Below are 22,706 nucleotides of genomic sequence, written 5' to 3'. Positions count from 1 at the left end.
TCTCTCCTCGACCGGTCCCGCTGGGCGGGACCGGACCATACGGGTTCAGGCGGTGGCGGTGTCTTGCGCAGCTGCCGGGGCGACGGCACCGTAGACCGGGTGGCGTTCGCAGAGCTCGGCGACCTTTTCACGCACCTCGGCTTCCACGGCGTCGGTGTTGCCGCGCTCGGCCAGCACGTCGAGGATGTCGCAGATCCAGCCGGCCAGTTCGCCACACTCCTGGGCATCGAAGCCGCGGGCGGTGGCCGCCGGGGTGCCGAGACGCAGGCCGGAGGTGACGAAGGGGCTCTGGGGATCGTTGGGCACCGAGTTCTTGTTGACCGTGATATGGGCGCGGCCCAGGGCGGCGTCCGCGTCCTTGCCGGTCACACCCTGACGAATCAGCGAAACCAGGAACAGATGGTCGTCGGTGCCGCCGGAGACCACGTCATAGCCGCGATCGATGAAGACCCCTGCCATGGCCCGGGCGTTGTCGATCACCTGTTGCTGGTAGCGTACGAAGTCCTGGTTCATGGCCTCCTTGAACGCCACCGCCTTGGCCGCGATCACATGCATCAGCGGGCCGCCCTGCTGGCCCGGGAAGACCGCACCGTTGAGCTTCTTGTAGAGATCCGCATCGCCATGGGCGGAGAGGATCAGGCCACCGCGCGGGCCGCGCAGCGTCTTGTGGGTGGTGGTAGTCACCACGTGGGCATGGGGCAGCGGGCTCGGGTAGAGGCCGGCGGCGACCAGGCCGGCGACGTGGGCCATGTCCACCATCAGCCAGGCGCCCACCTCATCGGCGATGGCGCGGAAACGACGCCAGTCCACCACCCGGGAATAGGCGGAGAAACCGGCGATGATCATCTTCGGCTTGTGGCTGCGCGCCAGGCGCTCGACTTCTTCGTAGTCGATTTCGCCGGTTTCCGCATTGAGGCCGTACTGCACGGCATTGTAGTGCTTGCCGGAGAAGTTCGGCGCGGCGCCGTGGGTCAGGTGGCCGCCGTGGGCCAGGCTCATGCCCAGCACGGTGTCACCCGGGGAGACCAGCGCCATGAAGACGGCGGCATTGGCCTGGGCCCCGGAGTGGGGCTGGACGTTGGCATAGTCGGCGCCGAAGAGGTCGCAGGCGCGCTCGATGGCCAGCGCCTCGACCTTGTCGACGAACTCGCAGCCACCGTAGTAGCGCTTGCCCGGGTAGCCCTCGGCATACTTGTTGGTGAGCTGGGAGCCCTGGGCTTCCATCACCGCGCGGCTGGTGTAGTTCTCCGACGCGATCAGCTCGATATGGGCCTCCTGACGGGCCACTTCCTCGGCGATGGCTGCAGCAATCTGGGGATCGAAGGTGGTGAGACCAACCTGGTTCATGACTGACTCCTGTTGTTATCGGTACTGAGCAGGATGTGTCTTCGAATCTATCGGCAACCTGCCTGCATGAAAAATTTGAAATCCTTATGCGCAGATAATCGGCGCGCAGGGTATTCGGCTCATGCTGCGATTAAAGGCCTGCGGGAGAGAGAAAGATTGAATAAATGCGACAGACTCCCTGAACGTGCGTGCCGGCCCACAACGCGGGCATCGCCGGATCGTCGGACTGGGCACCGCTTGGGGAAATCGGCTTGATGCCGCGTGAGCCGGGCGAAAGGGCAAGGCGGCCTAGAGCGCCGGGCGGCCCTCGACATGCAGGAAAAAGGGGTCGACCTTGTCGCCGCCCGGCTCGCTGGCACGCTTGCGCATCTCCGATGGTGTCATGCCGAAGGCGCTACGGAAGTGGCGGGAAAAGTGCGGTGTATCGGCGAAGCCGCAGCGCTCGCCGATCTCGGTGATGCTCTTGCTGGTGTAGTGCAGCAGCCAGAGCCCGTAGCGCAGACGCAGGTCGCGGGCGAACTTCTGGGGGCCGACGCCCAGCACCTCGCGGAAACGACGCTCCAGGTTTCGACGCGACGTACCGACGCGTTCGGCGAGCACCTCCATGGAAATGGCCTCACCCAGATGCTGCTCGAGCAGGGCGATGGAGCGACGCACCAGGCGATCCTCGACCTTGCCGAACACCACCGGCTGCGGCTGCGGATGAACCCCGGTGCGCCCTTCGTCGAGCTGCATGATATGCAGGCTCTTCATGGCCCACGCTTTCCCCAGGTGCCGCTCGACCAGGTAGGCGGCCAGATCCGCCCCCGCCGCGCCCCCCGCGCAGGTGATGCGATCACCATCATCGATAAAAAGCCGGTCGGCCACCGGCTCGATGGTGGGAAAGCGCTGAACCATGTCGTGGTGGTGATACCAGCTGACACAGCAGCGCCGCTCCTTCATCAGCCCCGCCTGGATAAGGGCGAAGACCCCGGTGCACAGCCCGACCAGCGGCACCTGGGCAGCAGCCGCCTGGCGCAGGTAGGCCAGCGCCGTGGTATCGACCCGGTCCTGCTGGTCCTGGACGCCACCGATCACCACGATGTAGTCGAATTCATCGGGAGGCTGGAACGTCCGGCAGGGCGAGACCGCGGCACCGCAGCTGGAAACGGCCTCCTGGCCGGCGCTGGTCATGAAGGTCCAGTGACAGCGCAGCTGGCGGCTGCGATCACCCTCGTCGGCCGCCAGTCGCAGGCAGTCGACAAAGGCCGCAAAGGGGAACAGGGTGAAGCGGTGCAGCAAGACGAAACCGACGGAGAGCGACGCCTCTGTTGCCATATCGATCAAGGAGGCGCTCTTATGGGCTCGGTCTGCAGCACGGGTAGTGCCTTTGATGTCGTTCATGGCTCGACTCTAACGCATTCTCCACGGCGGGCAACCAATATGCGCTCACAGGGAGCCTCCGGCTTGCTTGGCCCTCTCCCAACACATAAAAAACTCCCACTCAAGAGGTTGGTAAAGTGGTGTGACATTCCTGAACTCAAGCGAGATCGCACCCGAAGCCAGAGGCCACGCTCCGTTATTCCTTCGAGCGTGGCCCCTATCAAGACAGTGGCTACCCTAGGTCACCTGCCGATAGCTATGTCTTCCTGTCATCAGGGAAATGACAATGTAGAAGGTCGATGAAACGACACACCCGGTCAGCGGTCCGATCAGCCATCCCACATCGGCGAATAGCATCATATAGCCACTGGTGAAGAAGCCCGCCAGCATGGCGGTGAGGGCTCCCCAGGCGCTGCCCTGCCAAAAGGTGGAGATGAATACAGGTCCAATCATGCTGGCCAGTAGGGTGCCTGAGCCCAGGATACCAAGCCAGGAAAGCATGAAGGGTGGCGCATAGAGCATCATCATCAGGGCCACTACTCCAAGCACCACCACCGCTGCACGGTTGATCAACAGAGCCAGACTCTCGCTGGAGACCGAGCCGAACAGTGACAGGCGCAGGTCATGGGATGTCGCCGAGGCCACCGTGTGAAGCAGTGAGTTGGCGGTGGACTTCATCGCGAAGATGATGAACAGTGTAATAATTCCTTGAATGGCTGGATGCATGAACTGCTCCAGATAAACGGGCATAGCCATGTCGGGATCCGCCAGGTCCGGCACGTGCATGCGCACGTATAGCCCCACGATGGGGATCAGGCTCAGCAGGGCCCCTAGGATGGCTACGTAGACCCCCACCTTGTGTAATTTTACGTCGGGCTTCATGGCCAGGAAGCGAATGGCCATGTAGGGCAGTACGGCGGCAAACAGGAAGGCATACGGAAGCACCAGGAAAACAGTGCCAATGGAGTCGCCAAAGTGAGCCCCGGTCGTAGGGTTGAGCAACTCAGGATCAATAGCATTGAGCGAGGCCTCCCAGGTACCCAGATCCACCGAGGTCAGAATCTGCAGCAAAATGATAACTGCAGCCAGGGCCATGCCGCAGACCATGACGGTATCGGTCCAGGCCACTGCCGCTAAGCCACCGAGCATGGTATAGACGATGATCACAGAGACCATCAGGAAGGCGCTCTGGTTGAGCTCGATTCCCAGCCAGCTGGCGCCGAGCAGGCCGACGGCCTTGATCTGGCTGACCAAGAAGACCATCAACAGCAAAATAGTGATAAATGCGGCCAAGCCCTGCAGCACCCGCCCCATGACACCGCTGCCATGGATCTGTGCGATATACTCGGGAATAGTGTTGCTGCCCATCTCGATGGCCCGGCGCTGCAGGAAGCGTGCGAAGTACAGGACAGCGATCATCATCGCCGGCGCGAAGAAAAAATTGCCCAGCACTTCGATGGCGCCGAACTGATAGGTCACACCGGGAGATCCCATGAAGCCCCACCCACTGAAGCCTGTAGCCACGATGGTGCCTGCAGCCACAAAGGCCCCAAGCGATCTCCCCGCCACCAGGAATCCCCCTTCATCACTCTTGTTCATGTAGCGTGACGAGAGATAGCCGAGGTAGATCAGCAAGCCGAAGGTCAGAATCAATAGGCCCCAATTGAAAAACTTGTAGGCATCCATAACTATCTCCTCATTGAGTCGTTAGTGGATTTTCTTTTAAGCTCCCTTCGAAGATAGGCTGCTCCAGCATGGACTAGCATGTAGCAAGTAAGAACGATAAAAGTACTCAATACCCAGGAATTCATTCACGCACCCTCTTGTTCTTTATTAAATGAATTGGCTTCCCCATTTTGTTTCCCTTCCTAGCAAATCCAAGGTATTTTATACTCATGAAATCAGCCAATTTGTATCTCAAATCCCCCCATAAATTCTAATGATAGTGCCACGATATGAAGAATATACCGACAGACTTGCTCCGCACTTTCGTCACCATCAAGGACTTGGGTGGCTTCACCAGTGCAGGTGAACTCCTTGGCCGCTCTCAACCGGCTATCAGCCTACAGATCAAGAAGCTGGAATCGCTGCTCGACACCCAGATATTCGTTAGAGGAACGAGTCTGGAACTGACGGAGGATGGAGAATACCTTTACCACGCTGCCAGGCAGATTCTTGAGGTCAATGACATGGTCGTTTCGCGCTTGGGAGGAGCCAATGTCTCGGGGAAAGTTCGCCTAGGGATACCCAATGATTTCGAGCTAGCCTTTTTGCCAAAAGCATTGCGCAACCTGGCACGAACCTATCCCGAAATCATGGTCGAAGTGGACTGTGATATCAGCAAGGTCATTTATCAAAAATACCAAAAGCACGTCTATGACATATGCCTTGTCATGGAACCTGAGAGAGTTCAGGAAGACCGCGATAAACGAGACTATCGCCTAGACCAACTGACCTGGGTGATGAGCCCTGGAAATCTTGCTGAATTAGACCTGATTCCGTTGGTCACCTACCCGCAGGGCTGTATCTACCGGGCAATGCTGGAGAGCTCCTTGGAGAGGGCAGATAGAAAATATCGCATTGCTTATACCACTCCCAGCCTGCTAGGGATAATGTCGGCCGTAGAGGAGGGCCTTGGTCTGACCGCTATGGCTTCATCAGTGGTACCGTCCCACCTGTCCACAGCAATCGAGACAAAGCAACTGCCAAGCCTCGGCTCGGTCAGTATTGGCCTCTACTATCGGGAGCGTGAGTTAAGCGTGGCAACCCGGCACGTACTCGACTTCTTACGCGCCGGGCTCGCCAATCTTGCTCCTCACCCCATGCTCGGATCACGCGGACATATAACGCCTACTTGACGATGTTGTGCTCCGGCCCATACGGGAACCCGGTGATGTTTTCGGCACCGTGCTCGTTGACCACAAGGATGTCGTGCTCTCGATAGCCACCGGCACCTGGTGTGCCTTCCGGAATCGTGATCATCGGCTCCATGGAGACAACCATGTTGGGCTCGAGCACCGTCTCGATGTCTTCGCGCAGCTCCAGGCCAGCCTCGCGACCGTAGTAGTGGCTCAAGGTACCGAAGGAGTGCCCGTAGCCGAAGGTGCGATACTTGAGCAGGTCATGCTTGGCGAAGATATCGTTGAGCTCGTGCGCGATATCGCAGCAGCGTACCCCGGGCTTGATCAGCTCCTGGCCACGCCGGTGGACCTCGCAGTTCGCCTCCCACAGCCGCAGGTGCTCGTCGGAGGCGTGCTCGCAGAACAGGGTCCTCTCCAGGGCAGTGTAGTAGCCAGAGATCATCGGGAAGGTATTCAGGCTCAGGATATCGCCGGGCTGGACGCGACGGCTGGTCACCGGGTTGTGGGCGCCGTCGGTATTGATGCCCGACTGGAACCAGACCCAGGTATCCATCAGCTCGCTGTTGGGATAGGTCTTGGCGATCTCGCGCACCATGGCACGCTGGCCCGCCAGGGCGACCTCATATTCCGGCACCCCGGCCGCAATGGCATCGCGCACGGCCACCCCGCCCACGTCGGCAATCCGCGCACCCTGGCGAATCAGCGCGATCTCCTCGGAGGACTTGATCATGCGCATCTGCATGCTCGGCACGCCGATATCCACCAGCTCCACGTCACCCAGGGCCGTCAACAGCTTCTGCTGGTTCTGCAGCGTCAGGTGATCGAACTCGACGCCAACCCGGCGGCGACCTTCGCAGAGCTGCTTGACCGCCTTGAAGAAGTTGTCCTTCTGCCAGTCGGTATAGACGATATTGTCGCCCAGGCGATTGCGCCGCCAAGGCTGACCGCCGTCGATATTGGCGGTCACGGTCGTGAATCGGTCTTGAGTGACGACAAGGCCATAGTCACGCCCAAACTTGCAATAGACGAAATCGCTGAAGTAGTTGATGTTGTGATATGACGTCATCACCACGGCGTCAATATCATTGGCTGCCATGGTCTTCCTGAGGCGTGCCAGCCTTCCTTGCATCTCGGCGTCCGAGAAAGTGGGAACAACCTTTTCCCCGTTGGGAATCTCGATCATCGATGGAAGTTGCATCTTGTTGTCTCCTTCGTCCTCAAGCGGCTTGCGCCGCGGGGTTTTTACCCAACCTGAAATGCTTCATTGCGTGGGGTTCTGCTGTACGGACGAATATGGCCAGCGGAAGGAAGCAACACCAATGACTAGTGCAAATCGGCCCATTGGCCACGGCAATGCCCAGGTATTTCATAGAGTTGGAGGTAAGCTGGTGGCATTTACGGTCGCCGAAGCGCCACCTGAGGAGGGTATTCCACGGTGGAAGAGGCTCCGTTTCCGGGGCCGTGTCGAGGCGGTATCAGCAGGAAGGTGCTAGATAGCAGAAAGGGCCTACAACGATGTCGTAGGCCCTTGAATTCATGGCGCGCCCAGTAGGATTCGAACCTACGACCCCTGCCTTCGGAGGGCAGTACTCTATCCAGCTGAGCTATGGGCGCTTGCTTGCTATGAAGCGGCAACATCGTAACCGTCAGCGCCCGGACTGTCCAGCCTGGTCGTCCCGCAGCCGTCGTTATCCGTCGCCCCCGAAGATACGGTACCGCTCGCTCACCCCGCCGGACTCCTCGGCGCGGCGCGTTGCCCCTTCCAGCCGCTGCGCGAGAACGACAGCGCTGCCCGCGGTGCCGCTCTCGAGCATCCCCTTCACCTCGGCCCGGGCCCGGGCCACCTCGGCTTCGAGCTCTGCCGCCATGTCGGCGCGATACAGCCCCTCTTCGGCCTTGAGCAGGGCGTACTCCGTACCGGCGAAGCCGGCCAGTGCCACCGCCGTCGTCGCCGCGCCTGCCAGCAGCGCGCCCGGCCCGGTGGGTGCGGTGGCGGCAGTCGCGGTGCCGCCGGTGGCCAAGGAGCGGGCGCCATGAACGCCCAGCCGCGCCACGATCCTGCCGGCCACCACGCGCGCGCCCCTCGCGGCGGCACCGGAGGCGAGCCGCTGGACAAGGACGCGACTGGTGACGAAGCCCACCACCGCACCGGCCCCGGCCGTGCCCCAGCGGGCCGTATCCCACTGCCCCTGGAAGGCCTGGCTCAGCGACAGGTCGAGATCGATGGTGTGGATCGCATCGGCGCTGTCCGAGGTTTCCGCTGCCTGGCGGTCGGCGAAGCGGGCATGCAGCGTCCGGCCGATATCCTGCGCCAGAGCCTGGTGGGTCAGCGCCAGTTGCGCCGGGAAATCCTCCTGCAGCTCAGCCAATGCCGATGCGAAGCCGCTCTCTTCGATGAGTCGCTCGGAGAGCTGCGCTTCGAGCCATTCGTCCAGGTCGCCGACAATGGCGACCCCCAACCGGTGATAGCTGCCCCGCAGCGAGAAGTACCAGTCGAGATAAGCCGGCACGGCCGCTTCCAGGGGGGCAAAGCTGGCATCGACCCGGTCATCGATCCAGGGCTGCATCTCCTGCAGCAGCCGGGGGTGTGCAGCCTGAGTGAGCTCGGCAAGCTCCCGGCCGAAGGCGGCATGGGTCTCTGCATCCAGGATCAGGGTTTCACCGCTGACCACGACCCGGAACAGCGGGGCGTCACTCCGGTTCTGCAGGGCTTTGTACCCCTGGGCCAGCGCCACCATCAGCAGCACGACCAGCAGCAGGGAGAGGCCCCATGGCTGCCAGCCATGCGCCCCCCACCGCCGAGACTCAGGTGGGCTGACCGGAGCTCCCAGGCCGGCGCTTTCCCCCGGTGTGGTCATTCGCGCTCCTTCCCTCTCTTCATCGACAGGGCCTCCAAGGTGGCCTCGCGCAGGGTTTCGGCCCCCAATAGCAAACGCACGTAGGCCCAGGCGAAGGCGCTCTGCACCAGAAACAGCAGCAGCCAGCCCACCAGCGCCAGGCCCTCGCTGAGCTCGCCTCGCTCGGTGGCATTCTGCATCGCCCAGTACTGGGTGACCTCAAGCACCCTGGCCAACCGCTCGAAGAACCCCAGCAGGGAGTCGTGGCCATCGGCGGGCACATGGCGCATCAACGCCTCCTCCCAGCCCAGCCCCACCAGGTAGGGCTGGGGCAGCCACAGTGCCATCAACACCAGCGACACCGTCAGCAGGAGGCCCAGTGGCCATACCAGCAGTCGCCGAGTCACCGCCGGCACGTACTCGGCGATGACGTGACGCGCCAGGCGGCGACGCATAACGCATCGCAGCAAGGCCAGGCCCGCTATGCCAACCAGCAGCAATGGCCAGTAGACCGGCGAGAGCAGGCGTAGTTTCACCAATAGCAGCAGTGCCAGCAGGATGCCCAGCAGCTGATGCCAGGCGATCATCACCAGCCCGCCACGCAGCCAGCGATGCCAGGGTGAGCCTATCCGAAGGTACTGGCCCAGCCAGGCCCGTCGCCGTAGCCGCGCGGCCTCCAGGCCGCCGGCAAAGATCAGCTGAGCCGTGATGACCCAGGCCGGTAGCAGCAGCAGGCTGGCGAGGCCGGAGCCGACCAGCGACCAGAGCAGCAGGATGGCCACGACCAGGGCCAGGTGACCATCGCGACGAACCCGGGGGAGCCAGCGTGCAACTGCGTCCCTGGTCATGTGATTCCCCCGTGTCGCCATCCTGCCGAGCCGGCCCCGGCGTCGCTCACGACGTCAGCAGGGCCGGCCTGAACTCAAGTGGACTGCACCATCTCGCTGACCTTTTCCAGTATATGGCGGCCGATGGGGATGGCAGAGGTGGCCGCTGGCGAAGGGGCGTTGCAGACATTCACCGTACGCCGGGTGTTCACGAACAGAAAGTCGTCGATCAGCCGGCCGTCCCGCGAGACGGCCTGGGCACGCACCCCGGCGGGCCAGGGCTCGAGGTCGTCCAGGGTCAGGCTGGGGCAGTACTTGCGCACCTCCGCAAGATAGCCCTTCTTGAACAGGGAGTTCTTCATCTCCACCAGGCCCGGCTTCAGGTTGCGGCCCAGAACCTTGAGCACTCCCGGATTGGTGAACATGCGTGCCATGTCGGGCAGCGAGAAATCGCTCTTGCGATAGCCTTCCCGCTTCAATGCCAGCACCGCATTGGGCCCCACCGTCACCGAACCATCGATCATCCGGGTGAGATGTACGCCCAGGAAGGGCATGGAGGGGTCGGGGATGGGATAGATGAGATGGTTGACGATACCGCTGTGCCGGTCGGGCAGCCGATAGTACTCGCCGCGAAACGGGCAGATGATGAAACCCGGGTTGCGGCCCAGCAGGCGCACGACCCTGTCGGCCATCAATCCCGAACAGCTCACCAGGTAGCGGCTGTTGAACTCTCCTTGGGAGGTGGTGACGATCACCTCGCCGGTACGCTCGGCAAGCCCGGTCACGGCATGGCCGTAGCGGATCTGACCGCCATGGCGCTCGAATTCGGCCGCCATCGCCTCCGCTACCCGCGCGTAGTTGACGATGCCGCTGGAGGGCACGAAGAGCCCGCCAATGCCGGTGATATTGGGCTCGCGCTCCTTGAGCGCCTCGGCCGAGAGCCATTCCCGCTCCAGCCCATTGGCCGCGGTCCGCTCCCACAGCGCTTCCATGCGCTGCATCTCCTGAGCATTGGTCGCCACCAGCACCTTGCCGCAGATCTCGTAGTCGATGGCGTGACGCTCGCAGAATTCGCGAGTGGCGCGGTTGCCCTCCAGGCAGAAGCGCGCCTTGAGACTGCCAGGGGCGTAGTAGACGCCCGCGTGGATCACGCCGCTGTTATGGCCGGTCTGGTGGTGGGCGGGCCCCTCCTCCTTTTCCAGCAGGGCAATCTTCTTTTCAGGAAAGCGTTCGATCAGCTGCATGGCGGTGGAAAGCCCGAGGATGCCGCCGCCAATGATAATGAAGTCGTACACGCGCGCCCCTGTCGTCATCGAGTCATCTCAGGATAGGATGTCCACGATACCCTGTTGCAGGCCACAGCGGCCATAGAACTGTGCCAGGAAACGCCCGGACGCCCCCTGCGACAGCCGCAGCCGGGTCGTGGCTTGCCTCTCATGCCAAAGACATGGGCAACGGCGTTTTCCAGCGGTTTGGGTTATCGGTATACTACGCTCCATTGTGTGCTTCATGGTGTCCGCGGCTTTCGTGTGCCGACGCGCCACGAGCTGATAACGATTACAGGACCGTCGGGAGGTGGTGAGAGTGAAATCCAGCAAGTTGATCATGGGGTGTCTGGCCACCCTGGGCCTGACCGCGGGCGCCTCGTCCGTCCACGCCGAAGTGGACCGGGATGCCATTGCCGAACGCCTGAAGCCGGCCGGCAACCTCTGCCTGCAGGGTGAGGATTGCGGCACCGCTGCCGCCCGTGAAGCGGAAGGGGATGCACCCGCGAACGGTATCGATGGTGGTGCTATCTACGACCGTGTCTGCATGGCGTGTCATGAGACCGGCGCTGCCGGCGCGCCGATCCGCGGCGATGAGGACAGCTGGGCCGACCGCATCGACCAGGGTTGGGATACCCTGCTGGAGCACGCCATCGTCGGCATCGGCGCCATGCCGGCCCGCGGCGGCAACCCGAACCTCTCCGACGAGGAAGTCGCCGCCTCGACGGCTTACCTGCTCGAACCGGTCATGGATGTGCCGGAGATCGCCGGAGATGAGGAAGCCGCTGCCGACGAAGAAGCCGCTGCCGACGAAGCCGTGACCGAAGAGGGTGCGGTGGAAGAAGAAGCCGAAGCTTCGGCCGTGGCGACCGAAGAAGCGCCCGCCGACGAGGAAGTGGTCGAGGAAGCCACTGAAGAGGCAGCACCTGCCGATGACGAGCCCGCCCATGCCGGCATCGATGGCGAAGCCATCTACAACCAGGCCTGCATGGCATGTCACATGACCGGTGCCGCCGGTGCGCCGATTCGTGGAGACGAGGGTGCCTGGGGCGAGCGCATGGAGCAGGGCATGGACACCCTCTATGACCACGCCATCAACGGCATCGGCGCCATGCCGCCCAAGGGAGGCCATGCCAGCCTCTCCGACGACGAGGTGCGCGCGGCTACCGACTATCTGGTCGAGCCGACTCGCTGATTCGAGTGTTGCGTTAATACAAACGGGGCGCCATTGGCGCCCCGTTTGCGTTGGTGGCAAGAGCCTTCAGCCAAGCAAAGAGCGCAGCCCCGCAATGGCGTCCTTGCCCCGCGCCTGCTTCTTCTCCGGGTCTTCCCGGTCAGGCTGGCCTTCCCACTCCAGGTCCTCCTGCGGCAGTTCGTCGAGAAACCGGCTGGGAGCGCAGTCCATCAGCTCGCCGAAGGCCTTGCGCTGGCGGGCCAGGGTCAGGGTCAGGGTGCGCCGCGCCCGGGTGATGCCCACATAGGCCAGGCGTCGCTCCTCTTCCACGGTGCCCGCCTCGATGGCGTTGCGGTGGGGCAGCAGCTCCTCCTCGAGCCCCATCAGGTAGACGTGGGGAAACTCCAGCCCCTTGGAGGCGTGCATGGTCAGCAGCTGTACCTTGTCGGTGTCGTCCTCCTCGGCCTGCTGCTCGAGGATATCGCGCAGCACCAGGCGGGAGATGGCGGCTTCCACCGTATCCGTCTCGGTTTCCTCGCTGGCGGTGCTCTCTTCCGGGCTGATGTCCTCAGGATCGGTCCGCATCGACTTCTCGAGCTGGTCGATGAGGATCCAGACATTGCCCATGCGCTTTTCGGCGATGGTCGGCGCGCTGGCGTTCTGGTAGAGCCACGCCTCGTAGTCCATCTCGTGCAGCATGCCGCGGATGGCGGCAATCGCGTCCCCGCCGTCCATCCGGCGGCGTACCCCGTCGATGAAGTGGGTGAAGCGCCCCAGGCGCTCCACGGCCCGGGCCGGCAGCTGCTGCTCCAGGCCCAGCTCGTGACAGGCGGCGAACAGCGAAGCGCCGCGCTCGGTGGCGTAGTTGGCCAGCTTCTCCAGGGTGCCGGGGCCGATCTCGCGGCGCGGCACGTTGACGATACGCAGGAAGGCGTTGTCGTCGGCCGGATTGATCAGCAACCGCAGGTAGGCCATGGCGTCCTTGATCTCGTTTCGCGAGAAGAAGGAGGTGCCGCCGGAGAGCTTGTAGGGAATCTGGTAGTGCTGCAGCTTGAGCTCGAGCAGCCGCGCCTGGAAGTTGCCCCGATAGAGCACCGCGAAGTCGCGCCACTCCGCCCGCTCCTTGATGCGCCGGGTGAGGATCTCGCTGGCCACCCGCTCGGACTCGGCCTCCTCGTGGCGGTTGACCACCACGCGAATCGCCGCCCCCTGGCCCATCTCCGACCACAGGGTCTTCTCGTAGACGTGGGGATTGTTGGCGATCAGGGTGTTGGCCGCCCGCAGGATGGTGCCGGTGGAGCGGTAGTTCTGCTCCAGCTTGATGACGTTGAGGCGCGGGAAGTCCTCGCCCAGGGTAACCAGGTTCTCCGGCCGGGCGCCGCGCCAGGCGTAGATCGACTGGTCGTCGTCGCCCACCACGGTGAAGGTCTTGCGCTCCTCCATCAGCAGCTTGACCAGCAGGTACTGCGAGACATTAGTGTCCTGGTACTCGTCCACCAGCATGTAGTGGATCTTGCGACGCCAGCGTGCCAGCACCTCGGGGTTATCGCGCAGCAGCACCACCGGCAGCAGGATCAGGTCATCGAAGTCCACGGCGTTATAGGCCTTGAGGTGACGCACATAGGCTTCGTAGACCCTGGCGGCATACTGCTCGTTCTCGTCGGCGGCATGGGAGAGCGCTTGGCCGGGCAGGATCAGGTCGTTCTTCCACTCGGAAATCTGATGCTGGACCTGGTTGATCTGATCGGCGTCGACCTGGGCGTCCTTGTTCATCAGGTCGCGCAGCAGCGCCTTGGCATCCTCGGGGTCGAACAGCGAGAAGCCCGGCTTGTAGCCCAGCGCCTTGAGCTCACCGCGAATGATGTTGAGCCCCAGGGTGTGGAAGGTCGAGACCGTCAGGCCATGGCCCTCCTTGCCCTTGAGCATCGTCCCCACGCGCTCCTTCATCTCCCGGGCGGCCTTGTTGGTGAAGGTCACCGCGGCGATGCGGCGGGCGCTCATGCCGCACTCCTGGATCAGGTAGGCGATCTTGGTGGTGATCACGCTGGTCTTGCCGGAGCCGGCGCCGGCCAGCACCAGGCAGGGGCCGTCGATATAGCGCACCGCTTCCTGCTGGCGAGGGTTGAGCTTGGCCAGGCGCTGCTTGATCGACATGATTCACTCCTTGCCGGCGAGATCGAGCGCGCCCCGATAGCCCAGCTGACGCCAGGCCTCGAAGACGATCACCGCACAGGCGTTGGAAAGATTGAGGCTGCGACTGTCGGGCAGCATGGGAATTCGCAGGCGCTGGGCCTCGGGCAGCGCATCGAGCATTGCCTGGGGCAGGCCGCGGGTCTCCGGGCCGAAGAGCAGGGCATCGCCCTCGCGGTAGGCCGGCTCATGATAGCCCGTGCGGCCCCGGGTCGAGACGGCGAACACCCGCTCGGGTGCCACCGCCTCGAGAAAGGACGGCCAGTCGCGGTGCACCCGCACCGCGGCCCACTCATGGTAGTCGAGCCCGGCACGCCGCAGGCGCTTGTCGTCGAGCACGAAGCCCAGCGGCTCGATGAGATGCAACCGGAAGCCGGTATTGGCACACAGCCGGATCAGATTGCCGGTGTTGGGCGGTATTTCGGGTTCGTACAGCACGACATCGAGCATGGCGACCTGCCAGTGAGAACGCATGCGGGCCCCCGCAGGGGCCCGCCGACACAGTGGGGATTTTGCCGGTATCAGAAACTCAGGCGCACGCCCACCTGCGCGCCCCGGTCCAGGGTGCGGTTGCCGCGACCATTGTCGAAATCGGCCGCCGCCTGGCGCAGGCCCACGTAGCCATCCACGTTGGGGGTAAAGGAGTAACGGGCACGAACACCCACCTCGTAGCCGTCGTCCAGGTCACTGCTGGTCACCACGCTGGGCGTATAGAAGCCATAGCCACCCACCGAGACATCGGGCATCTGGGGCAGGAAGACATAGCCATAACCCCCCAGGCCCAGGCCGCCGCCGTTGCCATGATCGGTATCGTATTGGGTCCAGCGGGCCCCTACGCCGATATCCCGGTCGCGATTGCGCTGAACGCCAAGCAGCTGGGCATGATAGATCGTGGCATCGTCACGATAGTCGCTGTGGAGCACGCCACCCCCCAGAGCGACGCCCTGTGTCAGCTCGCCGTTGGCCTCGAACTGCACCGCATCCGGGCCCAGGTTCAAGTCCAGGCTGCCGGAAGCCGCGTGTGCCCCGGTCGTTGCCAGAAGGGCGCCAGCGAAGGTGGCAAGGGCAAACTGTCTCGTGAGGGTCTTCATCGAATGCTCCTTATTGGTGACATCTCATCGACAACGACTAATCGACAGCGATACCGTAGCGGGCACGGTAGTCGCGGATGGCCTCGGCATGGCCGCTGAACGCCTCGCCGCCCTGCTCTTCCAGGTAGGCGAGTACCATATCCAGCGTCACGATACTGATGACCGGCATGCCATAACGCGCCTCGACCTCCTGAATGGCGCTCTGGCCCTTTCCTTCGTCGGCGCCTCGCTCCTGACGATCCAGGGCGATCACCACACCCACCGCCTCCGCGCCAGCGGCCTCGATCAGGGTCATGACTTCACGGATGGCGGTGCCGGCGGTGATGACATCATCGATGATCAGGATACGTCCCGCCAGCTCGGCACCGACGATATTACCACCCTCGCCGTGCGCCTTGGCCTCCTTGCGATTAAAGGCGAAGGGCAGGTCGCGGTCATGATGATCGGCCAGGGCCACCGCGGTCGTGGCAGCGAGGGGAATACCCTTGTAGGCGGGGCCGAACAGCACGTCCACCGGCAGTTGGCTGGCCTCGATGGCACTGGCGTAGAAGCGGCCCAGGCGGGCCAGGGCGCGGCCGCTGCGAAACAGGCCGGCATTGAAGAAATAGGGGCTGACACGGCCCGACTTGAGCGTGAATTCACCGAACTTCAGGACGCCCTGTTCGATGGCAAATTCGATAAAATTTCGCTGGTAGGCTTGCATGCTGGCCGACACGGCGCTTCCCTCACTCTCTACAGGCCCGAAATTCACTGGAATCTGCGCCTTATCACGATTATCGCTGCGGGCCATTTACCCAAACGTCGAAACGTCGGGTATCATACACGCGCGACGTCAAAGGGACCATGTATGAAAATTGCCACCATCAATGTCAACGGAATCCGAGAAGCCGTCGGTCGAGGCTTCCTCGACTGGCTGGCCGAACAGGATGCCGATGTCATCTGCGTCCAGAACCTCAAGGCCAAGAGCTTCGAGCTGGACGACAGTATTCTCTATCCGGAAGGCTACGAAGGCTACTTCCTGGATGCCGAGCAGGACGGTTTCTCCGGCGTGGGTATCTACTGCCGCAAGATTCCCAAGGCGATCATGTACGGACTGGGCTTTCCCCAGTGCGACCATGAAGCCCGCTTCCTGCAGGCCGACTACGACCGCTTCAGCATCGTCAGCTTCCTGATGCCCGACGGCAGCGACTACGCCGCCAAGCAGGCCTTCATGGCGCAGTATCAGGAATACCTGTCGAAGATGGCCCGCAAGCGCCGCGAGTACATCATCTGCGGCACCTGGCACATCGCCCACAAGACCATCGATCTGGAAAACTGGGCGGATAACCAGGCGACCCCGGGCTTCAAGCCCGAGGAGCGCGCCTGGATGGACCAGGTGTTCGGTCCCACCGGCTTCATCGATACCTTCCGCGAGATCAACCGCGACGCCGGCGAATACACCTGGTGGCCCAAGCTCGACCAGGACGAGCCGCGCTCGCGTCAGGAAGGCTGGCGCATCGACTACCAGATCGTCGGCCCCAACCTGCGTCGACACGTGACCGACGCCTGGATCGACTACGACGCCACCTTCAGCGAGTTCGCCCCGCTATTCGTCGAGTACGACCTGACGCTCTGACGCTCCCTTACGTCGCGGCCGGGCCTGCCCGGAACGCATTGCGCCGGCCTATCAAGGCCGGCGCAATGCGTATGAAGCTTCCTGAACCTGCAGAGTCGCAGGGATGAGCTTTACCGGCGACAAGGCTGCGCGAGGGCGCTGTGAACCCATCCATGGGCGCTACTTTTGCCATCCATGGCAAAAGACCCTCGCTCCGCCTCGCCCCCGGCGCTCATCTTATCCGGTGCAGGACAGGCGTTCTCAGCGTCGAATACCCAGCGCTTCCTGCTGGTGGGCGAATAGATCGGCGCCGGCCTTCTCGGCCAGGTCGAGCATGGCGTTGAGCTCGGCACGGGAGAAGGTGCCCGCCTCGGCGGTGCCCTGCACTTCGATCAAGCCGCCCTTCTGGGCCATTACCACGTTCATGTCGGTATCGGCGCCGCTGTCTTCGGGGTAGTCCAGATCGACCACCGGCACACCCTTGACGATACCCACCGACACCGAGCTGACCAGCTGCTCGAAGGGGTCGCCCTTGATCTTCTTCTCGCGCTGCAGGTAGCGGATCGCATCGATCAACGCCACGCAGCCGCCGGTGATCGAGGCGGTGCGGGTGCCGCCATCGGCCTGAATGACATCGCAATCCACGGTAATGGTGAATTCGCCCAGCTTCTTCAGGTTCACCGAGGCGCGCAGCGAGCGTCCGATCAGGCGCTGGATCTCCAGCGTCCGGCCCCCCTGCTTGCCCCGCGTCGCCTCACGCCCGCTGCGGGTATGGGTCGCACGTGGCAGCATGCCGTATTCGGCGGTCACCCATCCCTGCCCCTTGCCACGCAGCCAGCGGGGGACCCCGGCTTCCACGCTGGCGTTGCACAGCACCTTGGTGTCGCCGAACTCCACCAGCACGGAACCCTCGGCATGGCGCGTATAGTCACGGGTGAGCCGAATCTCGCGAGGCTGGTCGGGCCGTCGTCCACTGGAGCGCTTGAGGTCAGAAGCCATGTTACCTCTCAATACTTGGGTTGGGAGTGAGGTCGGAAAAGCGGCCATTCTACACGGTCGGCGCCCCGAATCGGGTACACTCCTTGCCAGACATTTCACCCGCTGCGGCTGAATGGCCGCAGCTCGCTGTATCGGGGAGTCGCTATGGCTGACAGCCGCAACAGAGTTCACAGCATGACCGCTTTCGCCCGCCAGAGCCGGGAAGACGAGTGGGGCAGCCTGCAGCTGGAGCTGCGCTCGGTAAACCAGCGCTACCTGGAGCCCCATTTCCGGCTGCCCGAAGCCCTGCGCGATCTGGAGCCCGCCTTCCGCGAAACCCTGCGCACCCGGCTGGCCCGCGGCAAGGTGGAGTGCAACCTGCGCTTCGACCCTACCAGCGTCAGTGAAACCCTGGCGGTCAACCGCCCACGCCTCAGCGCCCTTGCCGACGCCATCGGCGAAGTGCGTGAAGCCCTGCCCGAGGCGCCAATGCCCGACGCCCTGGCGCTACTCGAGCACCCCGGGGTGCTCGATGCCCAGGGCGTGGACCTGGATGCGGTAAAGGCCGAGGCCAATGCGCTCTTCCAGGCGGCTCTCGACGAACTGATCGAGGCTCGGGCCCGGGAGGGCGAGAAACTCGCCGCCCTTATCCGCGACCGGCTGGTCGGCGTGCGCGAGCAGGTGACCGAGGTGCGCCGCCTGATGCCGACGATACTGGAGCGCCAGCGTACCCAGCTGCTGGAACGCCTCGATTCGGTCAAGGCGGAACTCGACCCCCAGCGCCTCGAGGCCGAGCTGGTCCTGCTGGCCCAGAAGGCCGACGTCGACGAGGAGCTCGACCGCCTGGCGACACACGTCACCGAAGTGGAGCGCCAGCTGGGACAGAAGGGTCCCATGGGCCGCCGACTGGACTTCCTGATGCAGGAACTCAACCGCGAAGCCAACACCCTGTCGTCGAAGTCCGTGGTCGCCAACACCACCCGCTGTGCGGTGGAACTGAAAGTGCTGATCGAACAGATGCGCGAACAGATCCAGAATATCGAGTGATGTCCACGCCGATCCACCTGGTTCCGCAAATCATTATTTTTACAGCAAAATAAAGCATCCATTGTCTACGGTTGTCTACGAAGATCTAGCTTAAGCCCGCGCCAGATGGGGAGTACAATGGGGAGTACACCGGCGTACTCCCCACCAAAAAGGCGAAATTTCCCCATGGGTACTCCCCACTTCAAACGCTCCCACCCGGGCATGGCCATGCTTTCCAGTGACCGCCCTCCCCTGCAAGCCAGGCGCCAGAGGCTGGCTAATCATGTAGTTGATGAGCGACACCCGACCTTGGCCACCAAGAAATCAAACATTCGTTTCAAATTTTTGATGGCACTTGCCAGGAGGGGATGATGGGGAGCTTTACCGCCAAGAAGGTCCAGTCCCTGATCAAGGACGGTGCACCTGGCCGCTACAGCGATGGAAGCGGCCTGTACCTGATGATCCCCAAAAAGGGCGCTCCCTACTGGATGCATCGGTACACGCTCGCTGGAAAGCGCCGTGAGCTGACGCTGGACAAGTGCGCGAACCTATCCTTGGCTGAGGCCCGTGAGCAAGCTGTCGAGGCTCAGAGGGCCATCCGGAGCGGCATCGACCCCGTCGAGGAGCGCAAGCGGGAAGAGCAGATCGTTATCCACACCGTCAGGGAGCTGTTCGACGACTGGTACCACGATCTGGAGAAGCGTCTCAAGCACCCACGCATCCCGAAGCGCATCTTCGAGAAGGAGGTCGCCCCATCCATCGGGTACCAGGCCCTGGAGAAGGTCACCCCCATGGACGTGCGAGACCTCATCCGCAAGGTTGCCAGCAGCGGGCGGCCGGCCATCGCCAACGACACCCTGATGTACCTGAAGCAGCTGTTCAATCACGCCATCAAGCTGGGGCTGCTCACCTACAACCCGGCGGCTGCCTTTAGCGTCAACGACGCCGGCGGTATCGAGAAAAGCCGTGACCGCGCCCTCACCATCGAGGAGATTCACCAAGTCTTTCAAATCTTCAGGAACAACCGAGAAAGCTTCACCCGAGACAACTACCTCGCGTGCGCGCTGCTGCTCGTCCTGGGGGTACGCAAGACCGAGCTGACCGAGGCCCAGTGGTCAGAATTTGATCTGAAGGGTAAGCGGTGGAATCTGTCCGGTGAGCGAAGCAAGACAGGCGCGGGGATCGTTATCCCCCTGCCTCCTCAGGCCGTGCGCTGGCTGGAAGAGCTCAAGATCCGCGCATGCGGCTCGCCCTACGTCTTCCCTAGCCGTCGGAGCGGTAAGCGGCCACACATGGGCAAGGACACCCTGAATCGCGCCATTGCCAAGCTGTTCGGCAAGGAACCCGGAAAGAAACTGCAGCCGAAGAACAAAATGGGCGACATCGCCGAGTTCACGGTACATGATCTTCGCCGTACCTGCCGCAGCTTGCTGGCTGCCGTGGGCGTACCAGGGCATGTCGCTGAACGTTGCCTGAACCACAAGCCCAAGGGTATAGAAGGCGTGTATGATCGGTATGACTATTTTGAAGAACGGAAGCAGGCCCTGACCAAGGTGGCCGACCTTGTTGAGCCTGCCATCAACGCAGTTTCTGATGCATGTTCAAAGAACCCTGTGCGTATTCCGGCAATCGTAACCGCTCATTCCGGCGATCGCGACCGAGTTGTTCCCCGCTCTCTCGCTGGTTCAGGTTTTGTAAGCTGAAGAGTTTGGATGGATCAACTTCTATTGTTCCTGCAGCTGTGTTCTTGCACATCAGTTCGCCTTTGAATGTCAGGCGGTGGGCGCTATGCAGCAGCCGGTCCAGGATGGCGTCGGCCACCGTCGCAGCGCCGATGTAGTCATGCCAGTGCTCGATGGGCAGCTGGCTGGCGATCAGAGTCGAGGATCGGCAGGTCAGTCTTCTGCAACTGCCCCATCAGACAGGCGCCGGAGCCATCTCCCTGGGCGATGCGCAACTGCTCGAACAGGCGTGGCACCCGCAGGTAGTGCCTGCGGGGCCTGGTTGCCAAGGACGCAGGCCCGTAATGTCTTGCCGCGCTCGGTGGGTCGGTAAGGCATAGCTTCAGTCCCTGGCTAAACCACTCGCCGGTCGCAAGCGGCGCCATGCGGCCCCGCTCCAGGCCATGGGGGTTGCAGTAATCAATGTCCTCAACGCTGGCCGTGACGCGCAGCTCTGCGGCCTTGAGCAGCCGGTCGAGGCGGTGCTTGTTGATGTCGAGGTGGTAGTCTATGCCGGGCTTGGCCTTGGGCCACTCGGCGTACTCGTAAGGCGTCTCCGGTAGGGCGCGCAGCGCCCGTCGATCGATGGCCTCGAGCAGGTCGCGCCAGCTGAGGTCTTTCAGCAACTCGCGAATGGTCTGGCTCAGTGAGGCCAGCGTGGAGACGGTGTAGTGTCGTAGGCGGGCCAGGATCCAGCGCTCCACCAGCCGCACACCGGCTTATGCCTTGGCCTTGTCTTTGTTATGGACTTGAATCCATAATAAGGACAAGACAAATTAATTATGTGAACTTGAGAACCACCACACTAGAACAGCAACATGTCATAATAAAAGCTACATATTCGGGTAATTGGGCCCACCTCCCCCTTCCGGTGCCACCCAGGTGATGTTTTGGGCCGGGTCCTTGATATCGCAGGTCTTGCAGTGCACACAGTTCTGGAAGTTGATCTGGAACTGCGGCTTGCCGTCGTCACCCTCGATTACCTCATAGACACCCGCCGGACAGTAGCGCTGGGCCGGCTCGGCATACTTGGGCAGGTTCTCGCGGATCGGTAGCTCCGGATCCTTGAGCTTCAGATGACAGGGCTGGTCTTCCTCGTGGTTGGTGTTCGACAGGAACACCGAAGAGAGCTTGTCGAAGGAGAGCTTGCCGTCCGGCTTGGGGTAGTCGATCTTCTCGAACTCACTGGCGGGCTTGAGCGCCGCATGATCCGGCGTCGTGTCGTGGAGGTTGGGCAGCTTGCCGCCCAGCAGCTGATTGACGAAATTGTAGGCGCCGCCGCCCACGGTGCCGTACTTGTGGATCGCGGGGCCGAAGCTGGCGCTCTCCTTGAGTTCGGCGTAGGCCCAGCTCTGCTCCCACTTCTCGGTGAAGGCGGTGAGTTCCTGGCCGCCCTCATCGCCAGACGCGATGGCCTCGAAGATCGCCTCGGCCGCCACCAGGCCCGACTTCATGGCGGTATGCAGGCCCTTGATCTTGGCGAAGTTCAGGGTGCCGGCGTCGCAACCGATCAGCAGGCCACCGGGGAAGGTCATCTTCGGCAGGCAGTTCAGGCCACCCTTGGTGATGGCGCGAGCGCCGTAGGCGACCCGCTTGCCGCCTTCCAGGTGCTGCTTGAGCACCGGGTGATGCTTCATGCGCTGGAATTCGTCGAAGGGCGACAGCCAGGGGTTCTGGTAGGAAAGGTCCATGATCAGGCCGACCACCACCTGCTGGTTCTCGGCGTGATAGAGGAACCAGCCGCCGTGGGTGTCCTTTGCCAGCGGCCAGCCGGAGCCGTGCAGCACCAGGCCCGGCTCGTGCTTCTCGGCGGGGATATCCCACAGCTCCTTGAGGCCGATACCGTAGTGCTGCGGGTCACGCCCCTCGTCCAGCTTGAACTGTTCGATCAGCCGCTTGCCCAGATGGCCACGGGAGCCTTCGGCAAACAGGGTGTACTTGGCCCGCAGCTCCATGCCCGGCATATGGCTATCCTTTGGCGTGCCATCGGCCGCAACGCCCATGTCGCCGATCAGGATGCCCCGGACCGTGCCATCTTCGTCCTGGATCACGTCCTGGGCGGCGAAGCCGGGGAAGACCTCCACGCCGAGTCCTTCCGCCTGCTCGGCCAGCCAGCGGCAGAGGTTGCCGGCGCTGATCACGTAGCGGGCTGACTCTCCACCGTGGTTCTGGCCGCCGGTATTGTGCATGCTCTTGGGCACCAGGGCGTTGGGCAGCTTCTGGGCCTTCTCGGCATCCTTGAGCAGGTAGAGCTCGTCACGAATGGCCGGCGTGGTGAGCGGGGCGCCGCGCTCTTCCCAGTCGGGAAAGAGTTCGGCCAGGGCACGGGGTTCGAAGACGGCGCCCGAGAGGATGTGAGCCCCCACCTCGGAGCCTTTCTCCACCACACATACCGTCAGTTCCTGTTCCGCCTCATTGGCCTGCTGCATCAGG

Annotated in this window: 18 protein-coding genes, 1 tRNA gene and 1 pseudogene; 5 read left to right on the top strand and 15 right to left on the bottom strand. The window is 62.8% G+C overall.

Annotated elements, in window-relative coordinates:
* Positions 1-45: 45 nt before the first annotated feature.
* From glyA to LY622_RS16100, 3 genes are all read right to left on the bottom strand, one after another.
* Positions 46-1,347 (bottom strand): serine hydroxymethyltransferase, encoded by a 1,302-nt coding sequence (gene glyA, locus LY622_RS16110; RefSeq protein WP_234291825.1) that lies wholly within the window; start codon positions 1,345-1,347, stop codon positions 46-48.
* 288 nt (positions 1,348-1,635) lie between these two features.
* The gene (locus tag LY622_RS16105) at positions 1,636-2,730 is read right to left on the bottom strand and encodes a GlxA family transcriptional regulator (protein ID WP_234291824.1); all 1,095 of its coding nucleotides are present in this window, start codon (positions 2,728-2,730) and stop codon (positions 1,636-1,638) included.
* A 216-nt stretch (positions 2,731-2,946) separates the two neighbouring features.
* Positions 2,947-4,395: a sodium:solute symporter family protein gene (locus tag LY622_RS16100; protein WP_234291823.1), complete on the bottom strand. Its 1,449-nt coding sequence runs from the start codon at positions 4,393-4,395 to the stop codon at positions 2,947-2,949.
* A gap of 269 nt (positions 4,396-4,664) precedes the next feature.
* Here LY622_RS16100 and LY622_RS16095 point away from each other — a divergent pair, with 269 nt between their 5' ends.
* Positions 4,665-5,567 carry a LysR family transcriptional regulator gene (locus LY622_RS16095; RefSeq protein ID WP_234291822.1) on the top strand — a complete coding sequence of 301 codons (903 nt, stop codon included), beginning with the start codon at positions 4,665-4,667 and terminating at the stop codon, positions 5,565-5,567.
* On the opposite strand, the gene LY622_RS16090 is transcribed toward LY622_RS16095, so the two are convergent.
* The 5 genes from LY622_RS16090 to lhgD form a co-directional block, all read right to left on the bottom strand.
* Positions 5,560-6,768: a M24 family metallopeptidase gene (locus tag LY622_RS16090; protein ID WP_234291821.1), complete on the bottom strand. Its 1,209-nt coding sequence runs from the start codon at positions 6,766-6,768 to the stop codon at positions 5,560-5,562. The two genes, LY622_RS16095 and LY622_RS16090, sit on opposite strands and share 8 nt — an antisense overlap.
* A 339-nt stretch (positions 6,769-7,107) precedes the next feature.
* Positions 7,108-7,184 (bottom strand) — tRNA-Arg (locus LY622_RS16085).
* 74 nt (positions 7,185-7,258) lie between these two features.
* The gene (locus LY622_RS16080; RefSeq protein ID WP_234291820.1) at positions 7,259-8,428 is read right to left on the bottom strand and encodes a hypothetical protein; all 1,170 of its coding nucleotides are present in this window, start codon (positions 8,426-8,428) and stop codon (positions 7,259-7,261) included.
* Complete coding sequence (locus tag LY622_RS16075) at positions 8,425-9,255, bottom strand: hypothetical protein (protein WP_234291819.1); 831 nt, start codon at positions 9,253-9,255, stop codon at positions 8,425-8,427. Before LY622_RS16075 ends, LY622_RS16080 begins: the two co-directional genes overlap by 4 nt.
* A gap of 74 nt (positions 9,256-9,329) precedes the next feature.
* A complete protein-coding gene (lhgD, locus tag LY622_RS16070) occupies positions 9,330-10,529 on the bottom strand; it encodes an L-2-hydroxyglutarate dehydrogenase (RefSeq protein ID WP_234291818.1) in 1,200 nt (399 codons plus the stop codon).
* Between the two features lie 289 nt (positions 10,530-10,818).
* Here lhgD and LY622_RS16065 point away from each other — a divergent pair, with 289 nt between their 5' ends.
* Positions 10,819-11,694, top strand: coding sequence for a c-type cytochrome (locus LY622_RS16065; RefSeq protein WP_234291817.1), 876 nt, complete (start codon positions 10,819-10,821; stop codon positions 11,692-11,694).
* A gap of 66 nt (positions 11,695-11,760) precedes the next feature.
* On the opposite strand, the gene rep is transcribed toward LY622_RS16065, so the two are convergent.
* The 4 genes from rep to pyrE all read right to left on the bottom strand — a co-directional run bounded on the left by rep (position 11,761) and on the right by pyrE (position 15,657).
* A complete protein-coding gene (gene rep / locus LY622_RS16060; protein ID WP_234291816.1) occupies positions 11,761-13,827 on the bottom strand; it encodes a DNA helicase Rep in 2,067 nt (688 codons plus the stop codon).
* A gap of 3 nt (positions 13,828-13,830) precedes the next feature.
* Positions 13,831-14,313 (bottom strand): tRNA (uridine(34)/cytosine(34)/5-carboxymethylaminomethyluridine(34)-2'-O)-methyltransferase TrmL, encoded by a 483-nt coding sequence (gene trmL / locus LY622_RS16055; RefSeq protein WP_234291836.1) that lies wholly within the window; start codon positions 14,311-14,313, stop codon positions 13,831-13,833.
* A gap of 71 nt (positions 14,314-14,384) precedes the next feature.
* Entirely contained in the window at positions 14,385-14,954 is a 570-nt protein-coding gene (locus LY622_RS16050) for a YfaZ family outer membrane protein (RefSeq protein ID WP_234291815.1), read from the bottom strand.
* A 37-nt stretch (positions 14,955-14,991) separates the two neighbouring features.
* A complete protein-coding gene (gene pyrE, locus LY622_RS16045; protein ID WP_255762614.1) occupies positions 14,992-15,657 on the bottom strand; it encodes an orotate phosphoribosyltransferase in 666 nt (221 codons plus the stop codon).
* 144 nt (positions 15,658-15,801) lie between these two features.
* On the opposite strand from pyrE, the gene LY622_RS16040 reads away from it, so the two are divergent.
* On the top strand, positions 15,802-16,569 hold the full coding sequence (locus tag LY622_RS16040) for an exodeoxyribonuclease III (RefSeq protein WP_066449027.1): 768 nt from the start codon (positions 15,802-15,804) through the stop codon (positions 16,567-16,569).
* 240 nt (positions 16,570-16,809) lie between these two features.
* Here the strand turns inward: LY622_RS16040 and rph are convergent, their stop codons facing one another.
* Entirely contained in the window at positions 16,810-17,547 is a 738-nt protein-coding gene (rph, locus tag LY622_RS16035; RefSeq protein WP_114478145.1) for a ribonuclease PH, read from the bottom strand.
* Between the two features lie 144 nt (positions 17,548-17,691).
* On the opposite strand from rph, the gene LY622_RS16030 reads away from it, so the two are divergent.
* Positions 17,692-18,573, top strand: a complete 882-nt coding sequence (locus LY622_RS16030; RefSeq protein WP_234291813.1) for a YicC/YloC family endoribonuclease — start codon at positions 17,692-17,694, stop codon at positions 18,571-18,573.
* A 350-nt stretch (positions 18,574-18,923) separates the two neighbouring features.
* Complete coding sequence (locus LY622_RS16025) at positions 18,924-20,255, top strand: tyrosine-type recombinase/integrase (protein WP_234291812.1); 1,332 nt, start codon at positions 18,924-18,926, stop codon at positions 20,253-20,255.
* A gap of 100 nt (positions 20,256-20,355) precedes the next feature.
* Here LY622_RS16025 and LY622_RS22730 read toward each other — a convergent pair.
* Together LY622_RS22730 and LY622_RS16010 are read right to left on the bottom strand one after the other, a co-directional pair.
* Positions 20,356-20,977, bottom strand: a pseudogene (locus tag LY622_RS22730) (ATP-binding protein); the annotation flags it as partial.
* Between the two features lie 129 nt (positions 20,978-21,106).
* Positions 21,107-22,706, bottom strand: a 1,600-nt coding sequence (locus LY622_RS16010; protein WP_234291794.1) for an electron transfer flavoprotein-ubiquinone oxidoreductase, incomplete at its 5' end; no start/stop codon positions are given.

This window comes from Halomonas alkalisoli (assembly GCF_021412585.1).
Taxonomy (GTDB): Bacteria; Pseudomonadota; Gammaproteobacteria; order Pseudomonadales; family Halomonadaceae; genus Halomonas; species Halomonas alkalisoli.
This window is presented reverse-complemented; position numbering and strand designations above follow the sequence as displayed.